The organism is Stieleria neptunia, assembly GCF_007754155.1.
GTDB classification, from domain to species: domain Bacteria; phylum Planctomycetota; class Planctomycetia; order Pirellulales; family Pirellulaceae; genus Stieleria; species Stieleria neptunia.
On the sequence record NZ_CP037423.1, the window covers coordinates 3,296,760 to 3,315,410 of the forward strand.

13 protein-coding genes are annotated in these 18,651 nt (G+C 60.4%); 8 read left to right on the top strand and 5 right to left on the bottom strand.

What is annotated here, in order from left to right; all coding sequences use genetic code 11:
* The first annotated feature begins 288 nt into the window (after positions 1-288).
* The 4 genes from Enr13x_RS11615 to Enr13x_RS11635 all read left to right on the top strand — a co-directional run bounded on the left by Enr13x_RS11615 (position 289) and on the right by Enr13x_RS11635 (position 6,165).
* Positions 289-1,401 (top strand): sugar-binding protein, encoded by a 1,113-nt coding sequence (locus Enr13x_RS11615; protein ID WP_145386203.1) that lies wholly within the window; start codon positions 289-291, stop codon positions 1,399-1,401.
* Between the two features lie 14 nt (positions 1,402-1,415).
* The gene (locus Enr13x_RS11620; protein WP_145386204.1) at positions 1,416-2,945 is read left to right on the top strand and encodes a sugar ABC transporter ATP-binding protein; all 1,530 of its coding nucleotides are present in this window, start codon (positions 1,416-1,418) and stop codon (positions 2,943-2,945) included.
* Positions 2,942-4,648 (top strand): ABC transporter permease subunit, encoded by a 1,707-nt coding sequence (locus tag Enr13x_RS37895; protein WP_197455964.1) that lies wholly within the window; start codon positions 2,942-2,944, stop codon positions 4,646-4,648. Before Enr13x_RS11620 ends, Enr13x_RS37895 begins: the two co-directional genes overlap by 4 nt.
* Positions 4,649-4,827: 179 nt before the next feature.
* Entirely contained in the window at positions 4,828-6,165 is a 1,338-nt protein-coding gene (locus Enr13x_RS11635; protein ID WP_145385140.1) for an IS1182 family transposase, read from the top strand.
* 452 nt (positions 6,166-6,617) lie between these two features.
* Here Enr13x_RS11635 and Enr13x_RS11640 read toward each other — a convergent pair whose 3' ends face one another.
* Positions 6,618-7,034, bottom strand: coding sequence for an acyl-CoA thioesterase (locus Enr13x_RS11640; protein WP_231744220.1), 417 nt, complete (start codon positions 7,032-7,034; stop codon positions 6,618-6,620).
* Positions 7,035-7,161: 127 nt separating this feature from the next.
* Between Enr13x_RS11640 and Enr13x_RS37900 the strand changes: the two genes are divergently transcribed.
* Entirely contained in the window at positions 7,162-8,166 is a 1,005-nt protein-coding gene (locus Enr13x_RS37900) for a SelL-related redox protein (RefSeq protein ID WP_197455965.1), read from the top strand.
* Positions 8,167-8,780: 614 nt separating this feature from the next.
* Here Enr13x_RS37900 and rnpA read toward each other — a convergent pair.
* The gene (rnpA, locus tag Enr13x_RS11650) at positions 8,781-9,161 is read right to left on the bottom strand and encodes a ribonuclease P protein component (protein WP_145386205.1); all 381 of its coding nucleotides are present in this window, start codon (positions 9,159-9,161) and stop codon (positions 8,781-8,783) included.
* A 9-nt stretch (positions 9,162-9,170) separates the two neighbouring features.
* Positions 9,171-10,160: a DnaJ C-terminal domain-containing protein gene (locus Enr13x_RS11655; protein ID WP_145386206.1), complete on the bottom strand. Its 990-nt coding sequence runs from the start codon at positions 10,158-10,160 to the stop codon at positions 9,171-9,173.
* 134 nt (positions 10,161-10,294) lie between these two features.
* Between Enr13x_RS11655 and Enr13x_RS11660 the strand changes: the two genes are divergently transcribed.
* Complete coding sequence (locus Enr13x_RS11660) at positions 10,295-11,842, top strand: CehA/McbA family metallohydrolase domain-containing protein (RefSeq protein ID WP_231744221.1); 1,548 nt, start codon at positions 10,295-10,297, stop codon at positions 11,840-11,842.
* Between the two features lie 331 nt (positions 11,843-12,173).
* On the opposite strand, the gene Enr13x_RS11665 is transcribed toward Enr13x_RS11660, so the two are convergent.
* Positions 12,174-13,217: a Gfo/Idh/MocA family protein gene (locus tag Enr13x_RS11665; protein ID WP_145386207.1), complete on the bottom strand. Its 1,044-nt coding sequence runs from the start codon at positions 13,215-13,217 to the stop codon at positions 12,174-12,176.
* Between the two features lie 377 nt (positions 13,218-13,594).
* Here Enr13x_RS11665 and mfd point away from each other — a divergent pair, with 377 nt between their 5' ends.
* Positions 13,595-16,906, top strand: coding sequence for a transcription-repair coupling factor (gene mfd / locus Enr13x_RS11670; protein WP_390621077.1), 3,312 nt, complete (start codon positions 13,595-13,597; stop codon positions 16,904-16,906).
* Between the two features lie 366 nt (positions 16,907-17,272).
* On the opposite strand, the gene Enr13x_RS11675 is transcribed toward mfd, so the two are convergent.
* On the bottom strand, positions 17,273-17,752 hold the full coding sequence (locus Enr13x_RS11675; RefSeq protein WP_145386208.1) for a hypothetical protein: 480 nt from the start codon (positions 17,750-17,752) through the stop codon (positions 17,273-17,275).
* 299 nt (positions 17,753-18,051) lie between these two features.
* Between Enr13x_RS11675 and Enr13x_RS11680 the strand changes: the two genes are divergently transcribed.
* Complete coding sequence (locus tag Enr13x_RS11680) at positions 18,052-18,537, top strand: CBS domain-containing protein (RefSeq protein WP_145386209.1); 486 nt, start codon at positions 18,052-18,054, stop codon at positions 18,535-18,537.
* The last annotated feature ends 114 nt before the right edge of the window (positions 18,538-18,651 follow it).

Sequence of the window (18,651 nt, forward strand, 5' to 3'; positions counted from 1 at the left end):
AGAAACGGGGGGACAGGTGACGCCGATGACGCGAGGGAGGGAATCGCACCGGGAAGGGCCTCGACGTGACCTGTTAGGTTGTCCGTATCGGCTAGGTCGAGATTGCGGCAACACGTCCCGGCCCCGATCGGCACGTGGAAACTCGAACAGCACGTCAGACCTTGCCAGATGTTCCGATCGTGCCGACGGAAAGCTTGCGACTGCAGTGCGGCGAACTTAAACTCAACGGCGTTCGATGCCCCCGATCGACTCCCTTCCGATCCCGCTCCTCCTTTGATCGCCGTCCTTATGCCTGCTCATGCTGCCCCGAAATTTTTGCCCCTGTGTGGCGCCCTGCTGATCGCGGTCGGCGTTTCGCTGACCGGATGCAAGATCGAAAAGATTGACACCAACGCGACCGACAGCCAGGCAACCGACGGCGACTCGACCGCCGTCAAGACATCCGGCGAAGGAAAGATCCGCGTCGCCTACGTGACCAACGGGATCGCGTCGTTTTGGGACATCGCCGAAGAAGGATGCAAGGCAGCGGCCAAGGACCACGATGTCGAATGCCTGGTCCGCATGCCGCCCGATGGAACCGCCGACCAGAAACGGATGTTGGAAGAGTTGATTTCGGATCAAGTCGCCGGTGTCGCCGTCAGTCCCATCGATCCGGACAATCAAACCAGCATCTTGAACGAAGTTGCCAAGGCGACAAACTTGATCACCCACGATTCGGACGCACCGAAATCCAACCGTCTGGCCTACATCGGGATGAACAACTACGACGCCGGACGGATGTGCGGCAAGCTGGTCAAAGAAGCGATGCCCGAGGGTGGCGAAGTGATGATCTTCGTCGGCCGGTTGGGTCAGCTGAACGCCGATCAGCGGCGGCAAGGCATCATCGACGAATTGCTGAACCGCTCCGACGATCCCGAGCGACCGTTTGATCCCGCCGACGGTGTGCTCAAGGGCGACAAGTACACGATCCTGGATACCCGTACCGACAACTTTGATTTTGCGATCGCCAAAAGCCGCGCCGAAGACGCGATCGTCAAGCATCCGAACATCGGCTGCATGATCGGTCTGTTCGCGTACAACCCGCCCAATATCCTGGAAGCGATCCGGGGTGCCGACAAAGTCGGGCAAATCAAAGTCGTCGCCTTTGACGAAGACGCCGATACGCTGAAGGCGATCCAAGACGGATCCTGTTACGGAACGATCGTTCAAAACCCGTATCAGTACGGTTACAAGTCGGTCGAATTGCTCGCCAAATTGGCTCGGGGCGACGAATCGGCGATACCCGAGGGCGGATTCTTGGACATCCCCGCCCGCGCGATTCGCAAGGACAACGTCGACGAATTCTGGGCGGAACTGAAGGAGTTGACTGGGACTGACGAATCGGACGCGAGCGCCAAGTGAGCCAGACGCCTGGAATGAATCCGCGTCCCTTGCTGGAAGTCCGCTCGCTGGGAAAACGTTTCCCGGGCGTCCGCGCGCTGCACGACATCGATTTGACGTTGATGCCCGGCGAGGTGCTTGCGCTCGTCGGCGAGAACGGCGCCGGTAAGAGCACCTTGATGAAGATTCTGGCCGGCGTCCAGCCGCCCGATGAAGGTCAAATCCTGTTCGACCAAACGCCCGTCACCATCGGCAGTGTGGCCGAAGCGATGCGGTTGGGGATCACGTTGATTCACCAAGAATTGAATCTGTCCGACAATCTGTCCGTCGGCGCCAACATTTTTTTGGGGCGTGAGCCGACGCGGTTCGGGCTGATCGATCGCGAAACGATCGATCGTGATTCCAGGCGGCATCTGGCTTCGGTCGGACTGGACGTCGACCCGCAGACCCTGGTGCGTGAGTTGACCATCGGCCGTCAACAGATGGTCGAGATCGCCAAAGCGCTGTCGATCGACGCGCGGGTGTTGATCATGGACGAACCGACCAGCAGCCTGTCACAGCGTGAAGCCGAAGCGTTGTTCAAAGTCGTGCAGGGCTTGCGCGATCATGGCGTCAGCGTGATCTACATCTCGCATCGTCTGGCCGAAGTGGAAACGCTCGCCGATCGCGTCGCGGTGATGCGCGATGGAGAAAATGCCGGCGAGTTGGTCGGCGACCAGATCAATCATGACGCGATGGTCAGCCGTATGGTGGGCCGTGACGTTTCGCGATTCTACGAACGAACGGTCCGCATCGATGCGGCCGCCAATGGATCCAAATCGCAGGTCGCCCCGGCCTTGGAGGTGATCGATTTGATCGTTCCCGATCATCCCCGACACAAAGTTTCCTTTCAGGTGATGCCGGGTGAAATCGTCGGGATCGCCGGGCTGGTCGGAGCCGGCCGAACGGAGCTGTTGCGTTGTCTGTTCGGCGTCACGCAACCACTCGGCGGCAGCGTGCGAATCGACGGCCAAACCGTCCAGCTACGGAGTCCCAAAGACGCCATCGCCAGCGGCATGGGATTGGTCCCCGAAGATCGAAAAGAGCAGGGGCTGGTGATCGACTTTGCCGTCCGGACCAATGTGTCGTTGGCGAGTCTCTCCGATAAAGCCGGCGCCGGGATGTGGATCAATTTTGCCGCGGAATCCGAAGACACACATCAAAACATCGATCGCCTGCGAATCAAAACACCGACGGCCGACCAGGTCGTGCGTTATCTCTCCGGCGGCAATCAGCAAAAAGTGGTGCTGGGAAAATGGCTTGCCATGAATCCCAAGATCCTGTTGCTGGACGAACCGACGCGGGGAATCGATATCGGTGCGAAAGAAGAGATCTATCGACTGATGGAAACGTTGGCGGCCGAGGGGCTGGCGATCTTGTTCGTGTCCAGCGAAATGGAAGAAGTGATCGCGATGAGCGACCGCACGCTGGTGATGCACGAAGGCGCAATGACGGGGCAGTTGGTCGGCGATGAAATCGGAGAAGAACAGATCATGAACTTGGCAACGGGTGTAATCAGTCGATGAACAAAATCCTAGGTATCTTCGGCTTGTTGATTTTCGTCTGTCTGTTCACGACGGTTTTGAACGACAGCTTCGTCGGGCAATACAACTTGTACAACACGACGCGTTGGAGCGCGCTGTTCGGCATTCTGTCAATCGGCGTCGCGTTCGTGATCATCACCGGCGGGATCGACCTGTCGATCGGCTCGGTTGTGGGACTGGTCGCGTGTTTGTTGCCGATGCTGGTCGTCGGACAGGGTTACTCGCCGACCGCCGCCGTGCTGATCGTGATGCTGGTCGCCGGGGGAATCGGATTGTTACACGGATTACTGATCACACGGCTGGATTTGCAACCGTTCGTGGTCACCCTGTGCGGCCTGTTGTTCTATCGTGGCTTTGCGCGCTGGCTGACCGATGACGGCACGCTCGGATTCGGCCAAGACTATGACGGGCTGCGGTTGTTGGCGATCGGCAAACCGTGCAGTTGGGCAACGATGTTGCTCGGCGGCGGGATCTGTCTGTTTTTGTACGGGCTGTGGAACTTGGGCCGATTGCGTCCCCACGGTGATGCACAGACCCACGGTGATGCACAGACCCGCGGTGATGCACAGACCCGCGGTGTGCTCGATCGCGACGTCGACATGCAACGAAAGATCTCGGCGTGGTCGATTCCGGCGATCGGCGTTTTGTTGGCCGTGGCGGGGGCGTCGCGTTTCTGGCTGGGTTGGGAATCGGGGCCCGGGACGGCGCTTTTCGAAATCGCGGGTTATCAAATCCGCAGCCTGGGCATCGAAGTTACCGAGGAGGCGGCGTTGATGCCGTCGACGGTGATGAAAGTCGCGGGAACGATTTTGTTCGTCCCGACGCTGGTCGTGTTTCTTTTCTGGGCTTGGCAATCGGATGCCGGCCGGATGAAAAAGCCGTCGGCGCTGGTGCTCGGCTCGCTGATCTTGCTGGGGCTGTGCGTCTGGCAACTCGTGCCGTTGTTTCGCAGTGCGGCGGCCGATGACCGCTGGCAAGTTGGTGCGATCGAAGTTTCCGGAGAGATGTTCAAGACGGTGCTGATGATGATCGTGTTCGTGGTCGTCGGCGCCGTAATCGGATCGGTCGGCTGGCTCATCTCGGCCGCCGGTACGGCGTCAGGAAAATCCAAAGCGTTGACGCCGGCTCTGATTGCCACCGGCGTGATGGCGTTGTTGGGACAAACCCCATTGGCCGCGACGATGGTGCCGATGCCGATGTTGATCATGATCGCACTGGCGATCGTCGCCTCGATCTTCCTGAACCGGACCGTGTATGGCCGCTACCTGTTGGCGCTGGGACGCAACGAAGAAGCGGCCCGATACAGCGGCATCAATACCAAACGCATGATCGTGGTCGCCTACGTGCTCTGCTCGTTGGCCGCGGGACTGGGCGGCATCCTGTTTGCACTGGACGTCAATTCGGTGCAACCGTCGGGCTTCGGCAACTTTTATGAACTCTACGCGATCGCGGCGGCGGTGTTGGGCGGTTGCAGCCTGCGCGGCGGCGAGGGAAACATTCTGGGCGTCGTGATCGGTGCCGCGGTGATGCGCGTGCTCTACAACGCGATCAACATCCTGGGCATCAGCACCAAGCTCGAGTTCGCGATCATCGGCATGGTGATTCTGGCCGGCGTGATCGTCGACGTCGTCGTCAAACGCATCGTCGCCAAGCGAGCCGTGTTGGCGGCTGAAGAAGTGGGGTAGGTTTCCGGTTTGCCATCAGGTTGGATGATTGGAGGGGGCGTGGGCTGTCGTTGACAAAAGGGTTAGCGGAACGGCGCGAGCCGTCCGGTCGCGTTTCAAAAACACCGTGAAAGACCGGAGAGGCTGTGAATAATTGGACCAATGGTTGCGAGATTTGGTTTTGGCGCTAAATTTTCTGCATGAATAATCCAAGCATCGCTACCCAGCGTGGCCAAGCTCGTACCAACCGGCCCGAACGAACTCAGATCGAGATGCGGATGCTCTCGCTGGACCAACTCGTCGCCAGTGATCATCGCGTGCGATTGGTTTGGGACTACTGCCAATCGCTGGATCTGTCCCCCTTCTATGAACCGATCAAATCACTCCAAGGAACACGTGGGCGAAACCCCATCGATCCCAGGATTCTCTTCGCTCTGTGGTTCTACGCCACCCTCGAAGGAATCACCAGCGCGCGGCGAATCGCGGAGCTTACCACGCGTGATTTTTGTTACCTGTGGATCTGCGGCGGAGTAACAGTCAACTACCATACGCTGAGTGATTTTCGCACGAAGCACACTGAAGAACTGGAACAACTGCTAAGTGATTCAATCACCGTATTGCTCAACGAAAAACTGATCACGCTTGAGACGATTGGCCAGGATGGTATGCGTGTGCGTGCTTCGGCGGGCAGCAGTTCGTTTCGATCCGAGCCGACGCTGCAACGGATGCAGGAGGAAGCGGAGAAGTATCTCAAAGAACTCAACGAGCAATCCGAGCAAGAGAACCAAGCCGAAGTCTCGGCCGCGGAGCAAGCCGCTCGACAGCGTGCCGCCGAAGAACGGCTCGAACGCATCAAAGCCGCTCAAGACAACCTTGAGGAGCTTGAACGCCGTCGCCGGGAAAAGAAGTCTCGCAAAAGCAAATCAACTCCGCGAGCCTCGACGACGGACCCCGAAGCGGTACGGATGAAGATGGGCGATGGCGGCTTTCGTCCGGCGTTTAATGTGCAGTTTGCCACCGATGGGCAGACTCGAATCGTTGTCGGCGTGGACGTGAACAACCAAGGCAGTGACATGGGCCAGATGCTTCCGGTCTATGAGTCAGTGTGTTCGACGTATGGTGTCGTGCCAGGACAGTACATAGTCGATGGTGGTTTTATCAAAGCTGCGGATATCGACGCGTTGGATGCCGCTGGGACGACGGTCTATGGTGCTGTTCAGGGTGCTGAGAAAGCCGTCGCCGATGGTAAAACTCCCTATCAAGCGAAGCCCACTGACAGCGACGCGATGGGGCGTTTTCGCGAACGGATGGGGACAGAGGAAGCTCAAGCGATCTACCAGCAACGTCCCTCCATTGCGGAATTCCCCAACGCGGAGTGTCGCAACCGTGGGCTGAATCAATTTAGCGTTCGCGGCCAGCGCAAAGCCCTTGGGCAAACACTGTGGCATGTGCTGGTGAACAACTTCAATCGCTTCCAACATCTGGGCTTTTTACCGCATTTAATGGGGGAGCATAGCGCGCCGCCTGCTTCAAGTTGAGCGATTCGCAGCGAGTCGAGCCAAACGAGCTCGATTCGCTAGCCAACTTGGCAGGCCTCCCTGCTCAGCCGCCTCCAATTTCGGATCGGCAGGAGCAAACACGACCGAAATTTTTCTGTCCGTTTTTGAAATCACGTCAAAAACGAAGGTGAGTGCTGATGTAAACCAATAATTCACAGCCTCGGAGGGCTCGCGCCCTGCCGCTAAGAAAAAGCGATCGGCTTGGCGTCGAAGGAGGTGGCGGGTGGCTTTCGCCACCAGGGTCGCAAGCTGGAAGCTTACGCCACGGTTGGTGCAGGTGGGTGGCTTTCGCCACCGGGATCGCAAGCTGGAAGCTTACGCCACTGGTGGTGCAGGTGGGTGGCTTTCGCCACCGGGATCGCAAGCTGGAAGCTTACGCCACTGGTGGTGCAGCTGGGTGGCTTTCGCCACCGGGATCGCAAGCTGGAAGCTTACGCCACGGTTCCGTACTGGTCGAGCAGGCTTTGGGGGACGCGTTGGATGCGGCCTTCGCGGTTGATCACGGCCAGGGTGACCGTGGCGGTGACGAGTGTTCGCGATTCGATCGAGATCGTGTACTCATGAACGATCTTGCCGACGGTGACGTCTGCGATCCGCGTTTGAATGTCGATCAGGTCGTCGTAGCGGGCCGGCGCCTTGTAGCGACAATCGACCCGCGCGACCACGACCAATAATCCTTGGTCCTCCATGTCGCGGTAACGACCACCGCTGGCACGCAACAACTCGGTGCGTCCGATTTCGAAGTACTGCAGGTAAACGCTGTGATGGACGAACCCCATCGGATCGCACTCGTCGTAACGAACGCGGTGTTGGATCGTGTTTTCTCGCATCGGTAGGCCGCTGTCCATGGCTGCGGTGATGTGCCGCGGCGATGTACCGCGGTAGAGATTCGCTAGAGTGTTAAAGTGCGTCGCCACGTGACTTGACGACGGTGCAACATTATGGCGGACCCGCTCCCGTTTGGTAACCGAGCTGATGAAGCGTACGAATTCGACGATCGCGACCGAACATCCGAGTTGGATGACGTACGTGTTGCTGGCGGCGGGGATTTATAATCTCGCCTGGGGCGGCTGGGTGGTGCTGCGGCCGATGGATCTGTTCGACCTGACGGGCATCGATCGGCCGCTGTATCCGGGGATCTGGCAGTGCGTCGGCATGATCGTCGGCGTCTACGGCATCGGCTACGCGATTGCGGCGACGGATCCGTACCGGCATTGGCCGATCGTGCTGGTCGGGTTCTTGGGCAAGTCCTTTGGCCCGATCGGGATGGCGTACCAGTTCCTGGTGCTCGCCCCCGGTACGACGGGACGACTGCCGCTGCAGTGGGGCTGGGTCAACGTGACCAACGACTTGATCTGGTGGTTGCCGTTCGCGGTGATTCTGTACCAGACCTTTAAATTCTGGAACGCGCCGGCGAGGGCGAGTGAACCCGAATCGCCCAGCCGTCTCAACGAGCTGTTTCGATCGCAACATGGCACGACGATCGCCGAGCTGTCGCGGCAACATCCGCTGCTGGTCGTGTTCTTGCGTCACAGCGGTTGCACGTTTTGCCGCGAAGCCCTGCAAGACCTGCGCGAACAACGCAGCCGCATCGAAGCGGAAGGGACCCGGATCGTGTTGGTGCACATGGGAGACGACGAATCGAGCCGATCGTTTTTTGAGGCCTACGATCTTGGCGACGTCGATCGCATCAGCGACCCAGAATGTCGGCTGTACCGGGCCTATGAGTTAGGTCGCGGGCGGATCGGACAACTGTTCGGCCTGTCGGTGTTTTGGCGCGGATTCATGTGCGCGATCTTGAATCGTCACGGCGTCGGCAAGCTTGACGGAGACGGTTTCCAGATGCCGGGGGCGTTCCTGGTGCGCGACAATGAAATCGTCAACGCCTTCCGCCATCGAACGGCAGCGTCGCGACCGGATTACTGCAGCGTGGCCGATCCGACCGTTCGCTCTGCCCCGGTCGAATCCTCGTCATCATGATTGGCCGATGAATCCTTCGGCGATGAATCGGGCCGCAGGTAGGGAGTGTTCGGTGGATCCTCACTCCAAACCCAGTCGGCAAACTTTTCACCGCACCGCATGCATCGCCAGCGAATCCGCAGCGTCAGCAAGAACGGAACCTGTTTGTACCAGCGGGACGGGTAGCATTCGTTGGGCCGGTTCTGACAGCGGGGGCATTTCACCATGGGAATCAAAGGGGCTGGATTCTACCTGCGTTGACACACCTGTCGGTTCGATTCTGACATCCCACCCATAGGGGAACTCTGTCAACTCTACGACCCGTCAAAGTTGCAAGCGGCGAAAGACCGTGACGATTCCCGGTAGGTGGCCAAACGGACCCTGATCGCCGTTACAGCTGGACCAAAACGGACGATCAGGCGGCAGCGGCACGCTGATCCGGCAGGTGGTCGGCGGAGGGGTGTACGACGTCCTTTCTAGGTCGTCGCGCAGAGCCCCACGGGCGACGGCCCGGAAGGGCCATCGTACATCAGAAAAGCGATCGCCTTAAGCTGGACGGTCTCCTAAAGCCTGCACACCAACACTCTTGCCCGTGCCATTCGGGGCACGCACCGACGTTCAATCGAGACGCACCACTAGCGGCCCTTGGGTTTCAGCCGCCGGACCGCTTTGTGGGCCAGTTTGGGCAGGGACCGCTGAATCGCGTTCCAGTTGCCGACGGCGTCTTTTTTGGGGCGGACGACGAAATCGAACCCGACGGGAAAGGCGGCTTGTTGCGTTCGGAACGACTCGCGGATCCAGCGTTTCCAGCGATTGCGAACGACGGCGTTTCCCGTTTTCTTGGGGATCGTGACGCCCAGCCGTCGCGGCTGATGGGAACGATCATCACCGGACCGACGGGGAAAGGCGAACACGACCAAACAACCGTCGGCCGCGCAGCCGCCCTTGCGCAGGGCCAGGGTAAACGAGCGACCGCTGACGACGCGTTTCGACTTGGGAAAGGCATGGGGTTTCATGATGGACCGTCAAAAGGACAAGTCATCACGCAGCGACTGGGGGTTCTTGTCCGCGAACTGCCGGAGCAACTCCTTGGACTCCTCGTCGATCGATTCGGGAAGCCGGACTTGCAGCTGGACGATCAGATCGCCGCTGGACCCCGATTGGGACGCAATGCCCTGTCCTTTGAGTCGGAGCTTGCGGCCACCGCTGCTGCACGCGGGAATGTTCAAGGTGACGACACCCGAGGGGGTCGGCACGTCGACGCTGGTCCCCAGCGCCGCTTCGCTGATCGAGATCGGCAGGGTCAGTTCCAGGTTCTGGCCGCGGCGGCGGTAGTGTTGATGGGGCGAGGTTTTGATCACCAAGATCAAATCGCCTCGTTCGCCGCCGTTGGGCGAGGGAGCGCCCTGTTGGCGGAGTCGCATTTTGGCGCCTTCGGCCACGCCGGGCGGAATCGTGACGGCCAACTTTTCGTCGCCGAGATAGAATTCCGTTTCCCCGCCGCGGGCGACCAGTTTTAGCGGAAGCTCCAGTTCGTGACGGATGTTTTCGCCCTTTTGTGGCGGTCGGGGTTGAGCGGCCCGCGCCCGTCCTCCGCCGGCGCGTCCCCCGGGCGCGCGTCCGCCGCCGCCGCCGCCGAGGATTTGCTCAAAAAAGTCGCCAAATCCGCCTTCAAAATTAAATCCCCCGGGTTGGCCGCCGGCACCACCGCCACCGCCGCCACGTCCGAAGATCTGTTCCAGGTCCAGCCCGTCGAATCCTCCCGGTGCCGCCCCCTGGTAGCCGCCGCCGCGGATCTTTTCAAAATCCTTGCCGTAGCGGTCATAGGCCGCCCGTTTGTCGTCATCGCTTAGAACGTCGTACGCTTCCTGGATGCGTTTGAATTTTTCTTGCGAGTCCTTTCCCGGATTTTTGTCAGGGTGAAACTTGATCGCCAGCTTGCGATGCGCTTTCTTGATTTCGTCTTTCGAAGCGTTTCGGGCGACGCCGAGTGTTTGGTAAAGGTCTTCAGCCACGGCAAAAATGTTCTCTAACGGTCAGTCAGATTGGGGAGGGTTTATACTTGGTTGGTGACAAACTTGGCACGGTCCGCGCCACCTGGCTAGAGGGAGCAAAGCTTGCGCCGCAATCGTATCGGAACGAATCTCGGATGAAATTACGGCAAAGATCCGCCCGTTGGGCGTTTACTGTAGGCGTTCTGGTGACGTCGGCCAGTCCCTGTCTGGCCGCAGGCGGTTCGTTGACGTTGAAGTTGCAAGACGAAACGACAGGCGAACCGGTGATTTCACGCGTCGAGTTTTTTCGCGGTGCCGCGCCGTCGGGGCCGCGGGAAAAGCAAATGCCCGTGCGTCAAACCGTCTCGGCGGGGATCGGCGTCGTCGTCGATCGCAGCGTGGTGCTGGAATTGCCGGACGGGCCGTATCGATTTCGCATCGTTCGCGGCCCCGAATACCGGGTGATCAATGGCACGTTTGAATTGGAAAAAACGAGCCTGGACGAAAAAAACGTCGCGTTGCCGCGGATGGTCGACATGGCGGCCGAGGGATGGTTGGCCGGCGATTGCTGTGTCGTCGCCTCGTCCGAAAGCGTGCCGCTGAGGATGGCGTCGGAGGATCTGCACGTCGCCGCGGTGCTGGGCAAACGGCCGGCCAAACCGATTCCCCGACGCGATTCCGACGATTCGATCGAACACGAACCGACGTGGATTCGCACCGACCTGACGCAAGATCGCGGGTTGGTCTATTTCGGATTCGACTCGCAGCTTGCTTCGACGCTCGAGCCGACCGAACACTCGTTGGCGGAGCTGGTCGCGGTGACGAGAAACGAAAACGCTGACGACGTCAAAATCGGAATCGAAAACCCGTTCGCCTGGGAGCTGCCGGTCTGGTTGGCCAGCGGGAAAGTCGACGGCATCTTCGTGCTGGGCGATTGGCTGCGGCTGGACCGGCGTGTCGTGTCGGTACGCGACGGCCGCACGCCGGCCTCGTTTTCGCTGGCCGAACCGACTCAAGTCGGCCGCTACGCCGAGCGGATCTATCGACACGCACTCGATGCCGGCATCGCGCTGGTGCCGTTGGCCGGCGGCGGGGATCGGTCGGCGAAAACCCCGATCGGATACAACCGCCTCTACGTCACGTCCAAGCCGTCCCAGGGCGGTGACGGCGTGGAATCACCGGCCGCGCCACCGACCCAGCAGGCCTGGTGGGACGCCGCCTGGGCCGGCACCAGCGTGGCGACCAACGGACCGCTGATGCGTCCGCTGGTCGGCGGCAAGTTGCCCGGGCATGTCTTTCGAGGCCGCAGCGGCGAGGTGTTGCGGATCCAGCCGGAGTTGAACCTGGCGGTGCGCGACCCGGTCGAATACTTGGAAGTGATTCACAACAATCGCGTGCATTACAGTGCACGCCTGGATGAATTTGCCAAAGCCGGCGGTGAGATCCCGCCGATCATGGCTGCCGAAAGCGGTTGGGTGATCCTCCGTGTGATGACGCTGCACGGCGAGCATTACCGCGCGGCCGTCACCGCGCCGTGGTGGATCGAGTTTGACGGCCGGCGGCGGGTCAGTCCGGAAAGCGTTCAGTTTTTTCGGGATTGGTTGTCCGAGTACGAACAACGGTTGACGCGTCTGCCGCCGGAACAATTGGCCAGCTACGTGCCGTTCATCCGAGCGGCGCGACGGTTTTGGGAGAGTCGGTGACGTGATTTGCAGTATCCCGGAGGGATTTCAGCGGGTAGCCGGAGGTTCGCGCAGCGCCACCTCCGGGCAGCCAGTCCCGGGTTCCAATCGACCCCGGACGGGGTCCCAGCGAATCAATCCGCCGGCGGTGAGGCAGCAGGCCGGTCGTGAGGCTCGGGCGCGATTTGCTTCGACACCCTTCGGGGTCGCGTCAGGTGCGTGGCCGGATCTCCGGAGGTGTCGCGACGCTCACCTCCGGCTACTGGCTTTGACCCCTTCCGGGGTCATGTCACCCGCGACTTACTGCGATCCCAATTGGGATCGGAAGGCCACCTGTCAGCCCGCGGGTGCCTCAGCCGAGCGTGACGATCTTGCCGGTTTTGGCACTTTCGTAGATCGCACAAATCACTTCGACGCTGCGTCGGCCTTCGTGGCCGTTGATCAGTGACGGGCGGCCTTCGTTGATCGCGTTGATGGTTTCTTCAAAGATCTTCGTGTGGCCGTCGTGGCTGATCGCGGACGGGTCGGACGCACCGCCGCCGGTATCGGTCTTGCCGATCATTTCGGCGCGAATTTTTTCATCCGCCGGGGTTTCGTTGGCGAATTCCCAGGCCTTGATGTCTTCCTCTTCCAGGATCGCGCTACCTTCGCTGCCGCTGATTTCGATGCGTTTGAGGGCTCCCGGGTAAGCCGTCGTCGTGGCTTCGATGACCCCCAGCGCGCCGCTTTCGAATTGCAGCGTGGCGACGGCAACATCTTCGACTTCGATGCGCTCGTGGGTCAGGGTCGACGTCATGGCGCTGATTTGTTTGACCGGCCCCATCAGCCAGACCAGCAGATCAACGCTGTGAATCGCCTGGTTCATCAACGCTCCGCCGCCGTCGAGTTTCCAGGTCCCACGCCATTCGCCGCTGTCGTAATACGCTTGGCTGCGGTACCACTTGACGTAGGCATCGCCCATGGTGACTTTCCCGAAGCGTCCCGTATCAACGGCTTCCTTCATCAACCGGCTGGACTCGTGGAATCGACTTTGGAACGCCACGCTCAGTTGGACCCCGGCTTCGTCACAGGCCTGGATGATTTGATCGCAACGTTCGGTCGTGATTTCGAGGGGTTTTTCGACGATCACGTGCTTGCCGGCTTGGGCGGCGGCGACGGCGGGATCCAGGTGCAATCCGCTCGGCGTGCAGATCGACACGGCTTGAACCTCGGGGTCGGCCAGCATTTCCTCCAACGAGGCGAATCCGCGACAGTTGTGCTCGGCGGCGAACGGTTCGTACTCCTCCTTGCGGCGGCTGCAGGCACCGACCAGGTGGGCGCCAGCGGCGTCGGCGATGGCCCGTGCGTGGAAATTTGCGATCATGCCGCAGCCGACGATTCCGATTCCGATACTCATTTAGCGTGCTCTCCCGGTGAATGGATTCAGTGTTCAGCCCAGTCCGTGTTCAGCCCAGATTGTCACTTCAAAATGGTGCCCTGTGAACCGCCCCGCGGAAAAGGGGTCAGGCTGTTCCTTGCGGAACGATGAAACGATTCCTGGCCCCACCGATGGCAGCGCGAACCCACGGATTTTCGGCGCCCTGTCATCGGCGGGCTCGAGCTGCTACCGGTGGGGATTATTTCCGAGAGTTGGCCTGATAGAATTTGGCCGGCACCTGACCGTGGGGCTGCCTTCGGCGCGCCCACTGGTTGCCCGACGGCACAAAACACCGACGGCACAATCCACCGACGGCACAAACCACCGCCCTTTCCACTGAAACCCATCGATCGACCTTGTCCATCGCCAGCCCCCTCGGAACGCAGCGTCTACACGAAATCGTCGACCTGCTGGACGAGCAGGCGCGGGTCAGCGAAGTGATCGCGGCGTGTTCGCCGGGAGACCAGCTGGCATTTTCGGGGGTCTGGGGATCGCTGCGGGCGGTGTTGGCCGCGGCCGCCGCGCGACGCTGCCCCAACGTGTTGATGCTGCTGCCCCAGGCGGCCGACGCCGATGTCGTCGCCGGCGATGCGATCGCGTTCGGAATCGCCGACTCGGTCGCGCTGCCGTTGAGCGTGGGGCGGTCCGGCAAACACGCGTTGGCCGACAGCGATCTGGCCGAGCGGTTGCAAGTGTTGCAAAAGCTGCGCGGGCGCGCCCCCGACGACACCGCCCCGTTGCTGGTGACCGCGTACATCGGCGGGGCGATCCAATTGGTGCCCACCCCGGCTCAGCTGGAAGCGTCCACCCGCAGCCTGGCCGTGGGGGACGAAATCGCGATGGACGAGGTCGCCCGGTGGCTCGACCAGAGCGGGTTTGTCGCGACCACCGCCGTGCAATTGCCGGGCGAGTATGCGACGCGGGGCGGGTTGATGGACATTTTTTCGGTCGACCAATCCAACCCGATTCGGGTCGAATGGTTCGGAGATGAAATCGAATCGATTCGCAAGTTCGACCTGGGCAGCCAACGCAGTGTCGAATCGATCGGCGAGGTCGAGATCACGGCGGTCGGCGCGGACGATCAGACGTCTGAAGATTCCCTGCACGACATCGAAATGGGGCCGATCACCGATTACTTGCCCGACGACACGTTGGTGATTCTGGTCGACCCCCACGACAGCAAGCTGTCGGCCGAAACCCTGCTCGGGCGAACCGACGACCACAGCCATTTCACCGATTTCAATGCGTTGCTGGCGTCGATGGCGCACCTGAAAGTGGTCACGGCGGCGCTGCTGAACGAAGGTGCCGAGACGACGATCGATCTGCAGTCGACCAGCGCCGACGGTTTTGCACTGGCGCTCGAAGAGACGCAAACGCGGATCGACACGGTCGCCGCCGACCACGAAATCCTGCTGGTCGGTGACACGCCCTCGGACAGCCAGCGGCTGATGGAATTGTTGGCCGAAACCGAGGCCGCGCGGAGCGGACACATCAAGCCGGCCGTCGCTCAGATCAGCGGCGGATTCCGGCTGGCCGCCGCAAAGCGTTTGGTGCTGACCGGCGCCGAACTGTTCCACCGCAGTCCGGTTCGACGCGGCAAGACCCGCGCTCCCGGGAAACCGATCACGGCAACGATGCAGTTGGAAGCGGGCGACTTGGTCGTTCACCTCTCACACGGCATCGGACTCTACCGCGGACTCGATCACATCGAAAAAAACGGCCAGCACGTCGAGCATCTGGTGATCGAATACGACGGCGGTTCCAAAATCTATGTCCCCGCCTCGCGGATCGGTTTGATCCAACGCTACGTCGGCGGCACCAAGAACCGTCCCAAGCTGGCCAAGATCGGCGGGCAAGCGTGGGTTCGACAGAAGAAAGCGGCCGAGTCGGCGGTGACCGACATGGCCAGTGAGTTGCTGGAATTGCAAGCCAAACGGACCGGTCGACAAGGCATCGCGTTTGACCCCGATCACATCTGGCAACAGCAATTTGACGCCAGTTTTCCTTACCAGGAAACACCCGACCAGGTCACCGCGATCGCCGACTGCAAAGACGACATGGAACTGGCCAAGCCGATGGACCGCTTGATCTGTGGCGACGTCGGATTCGGCAAAACCGAAGTCGCCATGCGGGCGGCGTTTAAAGCGGTGACCAGCGGCTACCAGGTCGCCGTGTTGGTGCCGACGACCGTGTTGGCCGAACAGCATTTTCATAACTTCCGCAATCGGATGGCCGAGTTCCCCGTCCGCATCGAAAAACTCAGCCGGTTTTGCACCGCGGCCGAGCAACGCCAAACGCTGAAGGATCTGCGGGCGGGAAAGGTGGACATCGTCGTCGGCACCCACCGCGTGGCCGGCAAAGACATCGCGTTCTCGAATCTGGGACTGGTGGTCATCGATGAAGAACAGCGGTTCGGCGTCGGCGTCAAGGAACGCTTGAAGAATAAACATTCCAACGTCGATGTCCTGACGCTTTCGGCGACCCCGATCCCGCGAACGTTGCACATGGCGTTGGTCGGCGTTCGCGATATCAGCAATTTAGAAACACCGCCGGCCGAACGCCGCAGTGTCGAAACCGTCGTCACCCGCTGGGACGACAAACTGATTCGCAGCGCGATCGTACGCGAGCTGAACCGTGGCGGCCAGATCTTCATGGTGCACAATCGGATCGGTGACATGGAGCGGGTGGTCGAGAAGATTCGAAACATTGTTCCCGAGATTCGGATCGTGATCGGACACGGTCAAATGGCCGAAGGCGAACTGGAACAAGTCATGGTCGACTTCATCGAACACAAGTACGACATGTTGCTGGCGACCACGATCATCGAAAGCGGGTTGGACATTCCCAACGCCAACACGATCTTCATTGATGATGCCGACCACTACGGATTGAGCGATCTGCACCAGTTGCGTGGCCGCGTCGGACGGTACAAACACCAGGCGTTCTGCTACATGATGGTGGCGCCCCACAAACACCTGTCGCCCGAAGCGAGCAAACGTCTGCGGGCGATCGAGGAGTTCAGCCAGATGGGAGCCGGGTTCGCGATCTCGATGCGCGACTTGGAAATCCGTGGCGCGGGAAACCTGCTCGGCAGCCAGCAGAGCGGGCACATCGCCGCGATCGGCTACGAGATGTATTGCCAGTTGCTCGAAGACGCCGTCCGCCAGATGCAAAATCTGCCGCCGGCCTTGTCCGCAGACGTCGACATCGACCTGCCGATCGAAGCCTATCTGGCACCGGACTATGTTCCCGATTTGCGACACAAGATCGATCTCTATCGCCGGATCGCGAAAATCGAAAGCGCCGACGAGATCGGATTGATTCGCGAGGAGTTGTTGGACCGATTCGGCCCGCTGCCCGAGGCGGCCGAGCGGATGCTGGAGTTGGCCGAACTGCGACTCGATGCCGCCGCTTGGCAGATCGCGTCGATCACCAGCGACGCACGGTTCATCGTGCTGCACTACACCCAGCGTCGCCGCGTCGATCTGTTGGCCAAACATTCGAAGTACCCGGTGCGGATCGTCGACGCCAAACGCGCCTACATTCCGCTGCGGCCGCAAAAGAAACCGGGATCCAAGAAACAGCCGCCGAAGAACTATCCCGAGATCGACATCGACGATCCGACCGGCGGCGGGTATCTGAAGCTGGCGCGCGGCGTGTTGGGGTAGTCTGAGTGTGCCCCACCGTACCTCGTTCCAAGGCTCCGCCTTGGAACGCACATCCGCTGTGGCTCTGCCACGCGCCGATGGCGGGTACGAGGCAGGAGCCTCCGTGACCGTGTGTTCCCAGGCGGAGCCCGGGAACAAGTAAAGTGGGATAGGCTTGCCTCGTTCCAAGGCTCTGCCTTGGAACGCACGTTCGGTGTGGCTCCGCCACACGCCGCTGGCCGGTAGGAGGCAGGAGCCTCCGTGACAGTGTGTCCCCAGGCGGAGCCCGGGAACAAGTAGACCCTCCCCTCGCTGCGCTCGACCCTCCCTGCCAGGGAGGGTGACTGAAGTGGTGGAGACACCAATGCTCCGAAGGGATACCAGCGGCTACAAGTACATCCCCACAAACCCCTGCCCGAGTTCGTTTTCTTCGGCCAGCTTCTGCATTCGGGCTTCGGTTTTGGACAGATCACCGGCCTCGATGTAACGATCGAATTCGACCAAAACGGCGTGCTGAACCGACTCGGCGAAAAAATCCACGATCGGTTGGGACAGCCAGCCGCAGGTCTCGCGTAGCAGTTTGACCGTCAGATCCACCGATCGGGTTTTGCGGTCTTCCTGGCCCGTCAGCGCGGTGCCTTCGAATTCGAACGCGATCTCACCGCGATTGGTCGCGTTGGTCAGGTGAAACACGCACGTGCAACGGTGCAGGTAATACGTGTTGTGGGTACCGTGCTTTTTCATCGCCGCCTTGACCCGCTGGACGAACTGCTCGTACGCCGGCGAGGCGTCCAGGGGCGCATCCAATCGCGACACGCTCCGGAGCGGCAGACAATCGAATTCGATTTCGACCCATTGGCCTTTCATTGGATTTTCTCCTGGGGTTGTGAAAAGAATCACATGGCATCGCACGGCGTGTGGCCAGGTGGAGGGAAACATCCGCCCCGATACGGAAAACCTAACGCCACAGCGGACTTTTGGCGAGCCTGGCGATACCGCAGCGAAACCAACGACGTCGCGCATCGCCCCTGCCATCGATCTCCAGGGCTCAAGAATTTTCTTGACACCGCCGTCGCTTCGGCAAAAAACGGAATCCCCGGGCAGTCTTCTGAAGGATGCCTCGGGATCGTTTTTCTTCCTTCTGATTCTCTCCCGGAGCAAGCCTTATGACGCCCAACACCTGTGCACGCGACATGATGGTATCGAACCTGACGACCCTCTCGCCAGACATGGACGTTCTGGAAGCCCTCGATGTGCTGTTGCAGCATCGAATTTCTGGTGCACCGGTGGTCGATCAAGACGATCGTTTTTTGGGGATTTTTTCGGAGAAGTCGTGTATCCGATTCGTGGTCAATGCGGCCTACGAGCAGATGCCTTCGAACAACGTGATGGCGTTTGTCGACACCGATCCCCCGACCATTGGAGCGCGCACGGACTTGCTTTCGATCGCGCAGACGTTCCTGGATGCGTCCTGCCGCAGGTTGCCGGTCTTGGATTCCGATCGGCGGTTGCTCGGTCAAATTTCACGTCGTGACGTGATGCGCGAGGTCCGGGATCACTTGAACAAACAGGAACCGGTCGCGACGGGAGCGGGGTTGTACCTCAGTGCGGTGACTGATGGGGTCGACCGTCCGTTCCGCGCGGCGCGTTAGAACCGATCGGAAAATAAGTGTCGGATCTAGCGAGTGGGATAGGCTTCCGGGCTGTCATTCCAGCGTCGACAGGCTGGAAGCCTATCCCACTTATTTATCGACAGGCTGGAAGCC